Source organism: Tenacibaculum agarivorans, assembly GCF_001936575.1.
In the GTDB taxonomy this organism is placed as follows: domain Bacteria; phylum Bacteroidota; class Bacteroidia; order Flavobacteriales; family Flavobacteriaceae; genus Polaribacter; species Polaribacter agarivorans.
The window spans coordinates 22,031-33,799 of record NZ_MSMP01000030.1 but is presented as its reverse complement, the minus strand read 5'-3'; the positions used below and the strand labels follow the sequence as shown (position 1 = coordinate 33,799).

The 11,769-nt window shown below is 28.5% G+C and carries 12 protein-coding genes; all 12 read right to left on the bottom strand.

Annotated features, from left to right (window positions below; translation table 11 throughout):
* Positions 1-20: 20 nt before the first annotated feature.
* Positions 21-392, bottom strand: coding sequence for a VOC family protein (locus BVC87_RS18220; RefSeq protein ID WP_075343841.1), 372 nt, complete (start codon positions 390-392; stop codon positions 21-23).
* Positions 393-501: 109 nt separating this feature from the next.
* Positions 502-672 (bottom strand): hypothetical protein, encoded by a 171-nt coding sequence (locus BVC87_RS23505; RefSeq protein WP_159439384.1) that lies wholly within the window; start codon positions 670-672, stop codon positions 502-504.
* Positions 673-691: 19 nt separating this feature from the next.
* Positions 692-886, bottom strand: coding sequence for a hypothetical protein (locus tag BVC87_RS18215; protein WP_075343840.1), 195 nt, complete (start codon positions 884-886; stop codon positions 692-694).
* Between the two features lie 457 nt (positions 887-1,343).
* Entirely contained in the window at positions 1,344-1,931 is a 588-nt protein-coding gene (locus BVC87_RS18210) for a hypothetical protein (RefSeq protein ID WP_075343839.1), read from the bottom strand.
* Between the two features lie 363 nt (positions 1,932-2,294).
* The gene (locus tag BVC87_RS18205) at positions 2,295-3,092 is read right to left on the bottom strand and encodes a LamG domain-containing protein (RefSeq protein ID WP_075343838.1); all 798 of its coding nucleotides are present in this window, start codon (positions 3,090-3,092) and stop codon (positions 2,295-2,297) included.
* A gap of 164 nt (positions 3,093-3,256) precedes the next feature.
* Complete coding sequence (locus tag BVC87_RS18200) at positions 3,257-3,967, bottom strand: LytR/AlgR family response regulator transcription factor (RefSeq protein WP_083629601.1); 711 nt, start codon at positions 3,965-3,967, stop codon at positions 3,257-3,259.
* A gap of 171 nt (positions 3,968-4,138) precedes the next feature.
* Complete coding sequence (locus BVC87_RS18195) at positions 4,139-5,347, bottom strand: DUF418 domain-containing protein (protein ID WP_075343836.1); 1,209 nt, start codon at positions 5,345-5,347, stop codon at positions 4,139-4,141.
* Between the two features lie 112 nt (positions 5,348-5,459).
* Positions 5,460-6,095 carry a DUF1266 domain-containing protein gene (locus BVC87_RS18190; RefSeq protein ID WP_075343835.1) on the bottom strand — a complete coding sequence of 212 codons (636 nt, stop codon included), beginning with the start codon at positions 6,093-6,095 and terminating at the stop codon, positions 5,460-5,462.
* Between the two features lie 25 nt (positions 6,096-6,120).
* Positions 6,121-6,738: a DUF1266 domain-containing protein gene (locus BVC87_RS18185; protein ID WP_075343834.1), complete on the bottom strand. Its 618-nt coding sequence runs from the start codon at positions 6,736-6,738 to the stop codon at positions 6,121-6,123.
* Positions 6,739-7,265: 527 nt separating this feature from the next.
* Complete coding sequence (locus BVC87_RS18175) at positions 7,266-7,991, bottom strand: LytR/AlgR family response regulator transcription factor (RefSeq protein ID WP_075343832.1); 726 nt, start codon at positions 7,989-7,991, stop codon at positions 7,266-7,268.
* Positions 7,984-10,194, bottom strand: a complete 2,211-nt coding sequence (locus tag BVC87_RS18170) for a tetratricopeptide repeat-containing sensor histidine kinase (RefSeq protein WP_083629599.1) — start codon at positions 10,192-10,194, stop codon at positions 7,984-7,986. Before BVC87_RS18170 ends, BVC87_RS18175 begins: the two co-directional genes overlap by 8 nt.
* Positions 10,195-10,479: 285 nt before the next feature.
* On the bottom strand, positions 10,480-11,688 hold the full coding sequence (gene odhB, locus BVC87_RS18165; RefSeq protein WP_075343831.1) for a 2-oxoglutarate dehydrogenase complex dihydrolipoyllysine-residue succinyltransferase: 1,209 nt from the start codon (positions 11,686-11,688) through the stop codon (positions 10,480-10,482).
* Positions 11,689-11,769 lie beyond the last annotated feature (81 nt).

Here is an 11,769-nt window from a genome sequence, read left to right as displayed (position 1 = left end):
CTCTCAAAAGAGAGGTGTTTTTATATATGTTGATCTATTAAAATACTATTACCGTCAGGATCGAAAAAAACAATACTCTCTGGTCCATTCGAGCTTTCATCTGCTTCTTTTTCTAATTTGATTTGGTTTGATTTCAAATGTTTTTGAATATCTCTTACATCATCAAACTCTTCCAATTTACTTGCATTTTCATCCCAACCTGGATTAAACGTAAGGATATTATTTTCAAACATTCCTTGAAATAAACCTATTAAGGCATTTCCGTTTTTCATAATTAAATAATTCTTTTCCAGTTGTCCTGCAAAAACTGAAAATCCTAAAGTTTCATAAAATTCTTTTGATTTTTCTAAGCTTTTAACAGCTAAACTAATTGAAAATGCCCCTAGTTTCATAATATAGAATTTGGTTTTCTATAAAGATACTAAAAACCTGTAAGAGCGTAAACTCAGTAAAATGAAAGTAAAGAGTTCAACCTCTTACTCTTATTTACTACTTTTTAATTTATCGCTTTGTATCTATACAAACAGAATTATCACAATAAGCTCCAGATCTACATTCACCACCTGTTGGACAAAAGACATATATGTATTCTCTCCATTTTGTTCCTCCATGAATTTTTCCCTGCTCTTTTTTGCTAATTGGTTTCCCTAGATTTAAAATTGTTTTTTTCATAATCAATAGTGTTTTACAATTAAACTAAGGTATTACAACAAGCTCTAAAACATACAGCTTCATCAGTTTTACAATCTGAATCAACATTGCAAGTCTGCCCTGTATTTCCAATAAAAACTCCAGCACATCTAGTTGGGGTAGATGCAGCTCCATTAATTTTTTCTAGTTCTTTTTTACTTAGGAGTTTACCTAAGTTTGAAATTTGTTTTTTCATAATTAAAAGATTTAAAAGTTAAATTCTTGATTTATTTTAAGACACTCAAGGTTTGTCTATACTTCGCGAGAGTATTTTTTTATGTGACTTAAAAGTACTTGTTGTAAAAATATATTATGATATAAGTTTGTGAATCTCTAGTAATTCTTTGTACCCTCCTTATAATTCTTTTTGAAGATATAACTTTAGTAGTCTGCAAGTAATACTTATATATTATAGATCAGTTTATACTGTAAAAAATTAATGAATCTTTTGTAATTTAATATCCGATGAAATATCGCATGTAAGGCTTCCTGCTGTAGGCAATAATGCTAGAAATAAATGGAGAATTAGATTTCTAGCTTATGATACTAATAATGATTAAAAGCTCTTAGTTGATTATTTGAACACAAAAAAATAAATTTAACATAAGAAGGGGATGAGATTCTTCTACTGTTAAATTTTCTAACCACTAAATTTATTTCTTATTATTTTGTATTACTCCTCTCATTAAAAAATAATAGGCTATGTTATAGAGTACAACGCTTAGCATTAGAAAAAAAACTGAAGTTCCTGTTATTTTTTTTGAGCCTGATAGTGCATCTGAAATAATAAAAATAATGACCGCAAATAACATCTCTCTATTTCCAAATTTCCCTCCTTTGGTAGTGAATAATGAAAACACAACTGATAATACTAACAGTAAGCCAATAGTTGTAGCTATGGACAAATAATAAAAAATAGTATCTGTATATAATAGGTATAAAACAATACTAAAAAACATAGCTGTAATACTAAAAACAATAAGAGCAATTTCTTTATCTATTTTGGCATTTGAATCTATTATTAAATTTAGCCAAGACAATCTAAATGCTACCAAACTCAGCATTCCCAATAACGTGTAATCATCTAAAGAAAAAAGAAAACCTGTACTAACAATAAAAAAAGATAACATCCAAAAACTGAATCTAACTTGGTCTATCGAGGAGTAACCATATAAAACAACAGCTGTTAAACTCAATATCCTAGGCAACCATAAAAGATTTTTAAAGCCAAAAAAAATCATTGAGACATCAATGATACTCAGCAAAACAAATAAAGCAAAAAACAATTGCTTAAAACGCATTATTAGGGGTATTTATACAATGAGGCGATAAATATAAGAAAATGAAATACCCTTTTTAAGTTTGAACATCTTTTTATATGTTAAACTATTTGTTTGGTACAAAGAAGTGGTTTAGACTTTTTAAAACTAAAACTAGCTATAAAAAAACTCTTTCTGTACCTTTTTTTGATTTTTTATTGTTCCGTAGCAGTGCTATACAACCTAAATAAAATTTCAAAATGAATAAAAAAAGCTATTTATAACTTTAATAAAAAAACGCCTAAAAGTACTTTAGACGTTTTTAAGATTAGCTATGCTAAATTACTAATTCTTAGCTAAATCATTTATTTGCTCTTGAGTTAATACTGCTGAAAATAAAGCTACTTCGTCTATTTTAGCAATAATTCTATCCCTATTATCTCCGCTTGTACATACGCTGTCACCTATTTCTAAAGGTGCAGTATTTGACAAATCTGCTTCTACCCCTTCCCATGAAAATTCACTAACCTTTACTCCATTAAAATAAAGTTTTGTTTCCTTATTTCCATTATCTACTGTGGCTGTTACGTGTACCCATTCATCATTTGGAAAATTATTCGCTGAAGTATTTAAATTATCAGTACCATTACTAGCTCCGATTAAGACATTATCACTACCTCCATCATTAGTATTTTTAGAGTATAACAACAAGAATAATTTAGACATATTACACGCTTCTCTCGATCCTAAAATATATCTTCCAAATCCAGCACTATCACCACTAACATCTTCACTTTTTATATAGACCCAAAAGCTTATAGAAAGTGACCCTGCTTCTAAAGGAAAATCTTCAGTTTTAATAACTTGCTCAATATTCCCTGTTAACTGGTAAGCGCTATTACTTATTCCTTTTCTATCTGTAGTGTACAATGGTGAAGTTGCAGTACCTTCTAACTTATTAGCTGATGCATCATTTAAATTATTAGTAAATTCATAATAAGCTAATAGATCTTTACTGTCTGTTGGTGTAAACAATACTGGTTCTTTTGTTTGTTCTTCATCATTGCTAGAGCATGCTTTTAAGAAAATAGATAATACCACTATCAATCCTATTTTTACTCTTAATTTTGTTGTTTTAGTCATGAAATTATCACTTTATTAATTATACATTTTTTATAAATCATTTATCAAAAATAAAGTGAATTCATAAGAGAAATTCTACCAATTCTTATTCGGGTATTTCAAATTTATATTTGTCTATTGACAATAAGGATTAGTTAAAAAAACTATACTATTATATTATAATTCTATCTTTTTCTGTTCAATAACTGGGATAAAAATTCTTCTCTTTTTCGTATTGAAACTGAAATTTCACTTCCTCCTTTTAAAATAACAATTCCTCTTTTATTATATCTTTCAACATAATCTAAATTAACTAGATAAGATTGATGTACCCTAACAAATTTTGATATTGGAAGTTTATCTATAAAAAATTTTAATGGTTTTGAAGTCATTATTTTTTTCTTCCCTTCTAAATGAAATGTTGTATATCCATTATCTGAATTACAAAATTCAACACTATAAACATCTATTACCTGGTATTCATCTAAAAGACTAATTACCAATTTGTTTGACGCTTTTTTTCCCTCTCTTTGATTTGTTATATTGCTTTGAAATACTTTAGTAATAGCTTCTTCAAGTTCTACTACATCAACAGGTTTTAAAATATAATCTACCGCTCCTATTTTTAGAGCTTTTAATGCATATTTATCATAAGCAGTAATAAAAATAAACTTATACTTAAACTCTTTTGTTCTTTCTAAAAAATCAAACGCATTTCCATCCTTAAAACTTATATCTAAAAAAATCAACTCAGGTTTACAAACTTTAGTAACTATTATCGCTTGTTCTATATTACTACATTCACCTATTATATCAACTTGCTTTCCTAACGAGTTTATAAGCGAAATTATTCCTTGTCTAATCTTTTGATTATCCTCAACTATTATAGCCTTCATAATTTATTCTCACATGATAAAATTAAAGTTACCCCTGTTCTTTTTCATTATTATATTTTCAATTTTTCACTTTAATACTTGCTTTACTTAGATGAAATCTTAAATCTTTCTGTAAGAAGAGTTCTCTTTCTATTGATTTTTCTAATGTGATTTTTAGTAGTTTTGAGAAAATCAAATCCCTTTTTTAAGTTTGAATATCTTTTTATAAGTTAAACATCTCCATAACCATTCTAGAGGACCGAATCTAAAATAAGTTAACCATAATTTACTCCATAGAATTTGAAAAACGAAGACTAGTACAGCGGTTAAAAAGGTTTGAGAAGGAGACATCGTTTCATACAATTTAAAACCTACGGAAGAAAAAATAACTAGTCCTATAACGCTTTGCATTATATAGTTTGTGAGTGCCATTCTTCCTACATACTGAAGTGGAGATAATACTTTTTTAAAGTTTGTTTTATACCATAACCAACCTATTATCCATAGATAGAATAATCCCATTATTACATCAGAAATGACCATTAGTTTTATAAAAAGTTCTCTAATTGCAGTTATTTTATATATATCTAGTTCTACTAATACATAAAGGAATACCATTCTGTATATATTAGATATTATAGTAACTAGTATCGCTGGTTTCTTAATTTTGATTATAAAGTTCTCTAAAGATTCATAAATTTTATTCTTTCCAAGATATAACCCTAATAAAAACATAGACAGTGCTATAGGCACTAAAAAGCCAACTAACATAGGTAAATTAGAGCCATACTCAAAGATTCTCAATTGCATTCCTTCAAGATAAGAGCCATTTGTTATAATCTGATTGATTGAATTCCCTGTATGGCCTTTTAAATATTTACCAGGATCATAAGCTATCCAGCTGAAGAGTTGTTCAAAAAGAAAGTTATAAAAAGGAAATAACAAAAAGAAAATAGACAATCCCAATATCAATTTATTTGATCTTCGGATAAAAAACACGGTTAATAATCCTAATAGCGCATACATATTTAACACATCTCCAGACCAAAATAAGAGAATATGAAGCACTCCAAATACTAATAGAAAAAACATTCTCCTTATAAAAAAAGATATATTCATTTTTCCTTTTTCAGAAAGTCTTATAGCCTGCATTGATATTCCTAAGCCAAATAATAAGGAAAAAATTGGGAAAAACTTTGTGTAGAAAAAAAGTTGAAGAATCTTCTGAATGATTAAATCTAATTTAGAAGTCCATTGCAACATAAACTCATCTTGATTTAGAAACGTAGAGTTCATTATTACAATATTTACTACAAAAATACCCAAGATAGCAAAGCCTCTATATACATCTAATAATTCAATTCTTTTTGTAGTAGTAATTTCTGATTGGGTTGATTTCATTTATTATTTTTTAAATACAGAAAATCCTTTACAGATATGCATGATTTAGTGTATGATAGATTTTTGCATCTAAAGGTATTCTATTTCCAATATTTTGTAAAACTCCCATTCTTTATTCTTTACCTTTTAATGGTAAAACTTGATAAATAGAATTATTATATGTTGTAATGGTATTTGCAATTTTCTCAAAAGATTTTGCTTCTGGATCTTCTGTATTCCAATCAATTCTACCCTTATTAAAATCCTCATAATAAGTTTTCCAATCTTCATATTTATTTTGTGCTAAAGGAAGAATTTCTTGTACTATTTCTTTTACTTCCTCTTTAGTTAACCAATCAGCAGCATATCCCATTGATGCATTATTTATTATTCTAGCATAATCCCAAGCTTTATATTTATGTGTTCTAGTTTTTAAATCATTTATGCTAGCCAACAACTCTTTTTTATTGTTAATATTCCACATCGATTTAAACATTCTTTTGATGCCGCTACCTTGTGATTTTTCAAAAGCAAATTGAAAAATTTCTTTATAACCATTAATCAACTGTTCATCGGTTATATATCCAGCATCACTCATCATTTTTGATACTACTTCTACACCTCCATATCCATTAAAAAAATAAATACCTCCTAACATAAAACTACTTAACTCTTTATCTTCTAAATGTTCTTTTTTACTTCCACAAGATTGAATAGTTAACATGAATATGGTAGTAAACAATAGTACTGTCGCTTTTAAAATTCTCATGATTTACAGTTTATAAAGTTTTAGTTTAATTTGTATAAATGACTCTATTATATTTGAATGGGTATTTCTTGTAAACATCTATATCTTTAATCCTTTTAAAAAAGGGATGTCTTGAATAAAATATTTGTTTAACTTGTTTTATAACATCATCAATGTCAAAACCTGCAAGTCTTCTTCCTATTAAAAATGATATTGTATACGATTTCCAATTATCTCCATTTTCTGACGCCCTTTCTACTCCTTTACTGATGAAATTCCACATTTCCTCTCTAGTAATATATCCTCCCCAAAAACACCATTTACTCATTGCTACCAAACGACAGATATCCCAAGCATAAGTAGATCTAATATCTTGAACCTCTTGTAAAGAAATTTTCATTTTTTTTGAAATCTCTTTTTTAATATCAGTTTCGTCCAAAACCTTTTCTGCTAGTAAAGAATCTAACCTTCTACTTTCAGTTAGTGCTAACAATTGTTCTAAAGTTGTAATTGCTGTTTCTCTATTTTGATTTTGATTTTCAATTCCATACAGAAACCTTTCATACTCCTCTTTAAACGAAACACTTAATATTTTTTGATTTTCAATATGAAATAATATGGCTCCAAAAACCAACATTCGTTTTTGTGATTTTGTGATAGCCATTCTCTTATTCGTTTTTCTCTTCACAATATTTATCTCTTTTTAATTTCCCTTTAAAAACAAGCCTGAATATTACTTCAGGCTTATAGAGATTAATAAAACCCTCCTTTATTAATCATGTAATGACCCTTTCTTTTTTCCTATTATCTCTTTGATAATTATAATAGTATCTTTTACTTAAACATCTTTATTCGTATAAATTCAAAGAGTACAAACTCCTTTTGAAAGTATCTTTTTTCTTCTATTTTACTATGAAAAACACCATTAAAATCAAACATTCTTACTATTATGGAAATGACAAATGCTTGTAACGTATAAAGCAACATAATAAATAATATGAAAGTAAAATTCATACTTATGATTATACTTTTTTAATTCGGCTTCAAAAAGCTAAAAAACAATAAACTTTATTAAGATTTTATCGCTTTAATCCCCTATTCACTTACACAAAGTAAATCATAACTAATTGTATGTAGTATAATGAATGTAAATACGTAATGGTTGGGTTTCCATTTGTATCTACTTAGCGATTATTTATTCAGTAGTTTTGATAAAAATTCTTCTTTTTTTCTAATAGAAACAGACAAACGTTGGTTGCATTTTAAAATAACCATTCCGCTTTTATCATATTTTTCTACATAATCTAAGTTAACAATACAAGACTGATGTATCCTAACAAACTTTGAGGATGGTAACTGTTCCATAAAAAACTTTAAAGGTTTAGAAGCTAAAATCGTTTTACCATCATTTAAATAAAAGGTAGTATACCCCCTATCTGATTTACAAAACTTCAATTGATCAACCTCAATTACCTGATAACCGTCCTGTAAGCTAACTATTAAACGATTACTTTCTATACGTTCTCTTACTTTTGAGATTTGCTCTTTTTCTATTGTAGTATTACTGGCTATTACTTTATCTATAGCTATTTCTAATTCGTCTATATCAACAGGTTTTAAAATATAGTCTATAGCTCCTACCTTAAGCGCTTTTAATGCATATTCATCATAAGCTGTTATAAAGATTACTTTATACTTAAATGTTTCTGTTTGCATTAAAAAATCAAATGCATTACCATCTGATAAATTTATATCTAAAAAAATTAAATCTGGTTTACAAGCTTGTACTACAGTAACAGCCTCTTTAACACTTCCGCACTCTCCTATAATGGTTAACCCTTTGTCTAATATTTCTATTAACGATATTAAAGCTTTACGTATGTAGGGTTTATCTTCTACCAGTAATGTTTTAATCATTTGTAATCTTCTTGTATGGTAATTTTAATACTACTTGAGTTCCTTGCTCATTAATTTCTTTTCGATCTTTAATACTGATACTAGAATCTACTTGAAACTCTTTTGAAAGCATTTTTAATCGATCTTTTGTGATAGTTGTTGCTAATGATTTCTTTAATACTGTATTTGATTGCTTTTTGGATGCAATTCCAACTCCATTATCTAAAATTACACAAACTAACTGATTATTTTTATATTCAAGATTGACATTAATTTTTCTATCTACTTGCTCTTCTTCAAAAGCATGCTCTAATGCATTCTCTACAAAAGGTTGAATTAACATAGGCGGAACTAATACTTCTTCTTCTTGAATTTCTTCTGCCTTATGAATTGTGTAATCAAATGGTTTTTCTACTCCTAAACTCTGAACTACTACGTAATGTTGTAAAGCTTCTAGTTCTTTCTTTAAAGGCACCATTTTATCTCTAGAGTTTTCCAAGGTAATACGTAATAATTTTGAAAATCTAGATAGATACTTTACTGCATTTTTGATTTCTTTATTTAATATTACTCCCTGAAGTACAGACAAGCAATTGAAAATAAAATGTGGTGTCATTTGCGATCTCAATAACTTCTGCTCCATTAAAATATTTTCATTGACTGATCTTATATTCTTAAGTTTCTGATACAAGATAATTCCTCCTAGCGTAATAGATACTATTAAAAAAACAATAATACCTATTAATAAATTCTGTTTAGATTTTGCTAATTCTAAAGCTGTTTTCTCCACCTCTTGAGTAAGTTGCAACTCTTTATAATTTGCTAACTGTAGTTTTTCTTTGTATTTATATTCATATTCTAATTCTGCAATTTTCTTTACATTTTCTTTATTAAAAAGACTATCATTTAGTTTTTTGTAAAGTATATGATGCTCTAATGCTCTTTTATAATCCCCTTTGTGTCTGTATAACTTAGTCATTACAGAATTAGCTTCTCTTTGAGCTTCTAATAATGATAATTCGTCAGCTATTTTCTTTCCATTTGTAGCATAGGTAAAAGATTTAGTGTAATCTTTAAACTGAAAATACACTTGAGCTAAATCAATATTCAACATTCCAATCACACGTTTCTCACCTAAATCTTCTGCAAGATTTAAAGCTATTTGATAGTTTTTTAGTGCATTTTTAAAATCAGATTGTTTAAAATAAACTGCTCCAATATTGTGATATGTGGTTAGCATTCCTTTTTTACTATCAATTTCTTTATAATTGTTAAGCGCTTCATTTAAGTACTCTAATGCTACTTTATAATCTCCTGAATTTCTATAAATATTAGCCATGCTAATAATACATGAGGAGATTCCATGCTGATCGTTTAGTTCTTTAAATATTAACAAAGACTCTTTATAAGACTTTTCAGCCTTCTTATAATCTTTAATAGCTGAATACACTGCTCCCATATTTAATAAATCCCCAGCTATTTCTTTTTTATTCTCTAGTTTTCTGTTGATCTCTAAACTCTCCTTAAAATACGCTAAAGCATCCAGATGTTTTCCTTGTCTATTATAAATTACTGCAATATTATTCAATGGAGTAAGCATAGCCTTTTTATCATTTATTTCTTCATAAATAGCTATAACTTCATTGTAATATCTAATTGCATCATCTAATTTTCCTGAAGCTGAATTGATATTACCAATATTATTCATAAAATCTGCTTCCTTCTTTTTAGATCCTAGTTTTCGCGCTAACTGCAATGCTTTTTCGTAATATTCAATAGATTTATCATAGTTTCCTTGATAATAACTTATTGTTCCCATAAAGTCATAACAAGTGGATATACCCTTAGATTCATTTATTTTTTTGTACAACTCTAAAGATTGTTCGATTGCACTAAAAGCACCTTTTAAATCACCTTTTGATAAGTGATAGACACTTATTAAATACATACTTCTTGCTTCACCTTTTGTAAAACCAATTTTCTCAGCTAAAAGTTTTGCTTTATTTGCATAATTGTTTACTTCTTCAGGGGCAACGCCATAGTTTTTATATGAAATGGTATTGAGTAAAATTACTCTAGTACTATCTTCTTTAACATGCTTTGACAACACTGATTTTAAACTATCTAATTCTACTATAACTGATTGAGAAATCAATGCGTTACTTAAAAGCAAAAGTAAATACACGCAACTTTTTTTTACGCTACTGTTTATGTAAGTCTTCATTAAAATATCTATTAAATATGTAATTCCCCCTAAATATCATTCTTCATCTTTAAAGTTTATTGATTTCCAAGTTCAACTGAAATGATATTTTGTCAAAAATATGATTTTCAATTTCGAAATCCTTTAACTTCAAAATATATTTGTTTTCAGGCATGTAACAAAAAGAATTCAGTCTCTAAAACTTAGGACTAACGTAAACAAAAACAGATCGTACTTCATAAAAAAATCCTGTAGTATAAAACCACAGGATTCTTTTAATTTTTATAATAATTTTATAAGTAGAAACTACATTTCTAAAGCTTTTAATGGATTACCTCCCATTAATAATTCTACTGGATTCTCTAACGCTTCTTTAACTGCTACTAAGAAACCTACAGACTCTTTACCATCAATAATTCTATGATCGTAAGATAATGCTACGTACATAATTGGTTGAATCACTACTTGACCATCTACAGCCATTGGACGATTAACAATATTATGCATTCCTAAAATAGCACTCTGTGGTGGGTTTATAATTGGTGTAGACAACATAGATCCAAACACACCTCCATTAGTAATTGTAAACGTACCTCCAGTCATTTCATCAACAGTAATTTGACCTTCACGAGCTCTGATTGCTAAACGCTTAACTTCACTCTCTACGCCTCTAAATGTTAAATTCTCAGCATTTCTAATTACAGGAACCATTAATCCTTTAGGACCAGAAACTGCAATAGAAATATCTTGGAAATTAAAAGATACCATTTCCTTTCCGTCAATCATTGAGTTTACCGCAGGATACATTTGTAAAGCTCTCACACAAGCTAATGTGAAGAAACTCATAAATCCTAAACCTACTCCATGTTTTGCTTTAAAGTCTTCTTTATATTGTTTACGTAAGTCAAAAATAGGCTGCATATTAACTTCATTGAATGTAGTTAACATTGCTGTTTCATTTTTAACTGAAACTAAACGTTCAGCTACTTTTCTACGTAACATCGAAAGCTTTTTACGCTCTACTCCTCTAGCTCCCATTCCTGGAGTTCCCATAGAAGGAACTGCTTTTACAGCATCCTCTTTAGTAACTCTTCCGTCTTTACCTGTTCCTTTTACTTCTGATGCACTGATTCCTTTTTCAGCTAAAATTTTCTTAGCCGCCGGAGACGCTGTTCCTGTAGCGTATGTTTCTTTAGCTGGAGTTGCTTTAGGAGTTTCTTCTTTTTTCTCCTCTGCCTTAGGTGCTTCTTTTGGAGCCGAATCTCCTTCTGGCTTTGCTGCACTCATATCAATATGACATACTACTGCACCAACCTCTACTGCATCACCTTCTTCAGCTTTTAATGTTATTATTCCACTTTCTTCTGCTGGTAATTCCAACGTAGCCTTGTCAGAATCAACTTCAGCAATAGGTTGATCTTTCTCAACATAATCTCCATCTTCAACCAACCAAGTTGCGATTTCTACTTCTGTAATTGATTCCCCTGGTGAAGGAACTTTCATTTCTAAAACCATCAGTTCTAATTTATTTCTGTTTTATTTTATTCTTTTACTTTGAACGTTTCTTGTATACTTTCATTACATAAAAGTTAATAC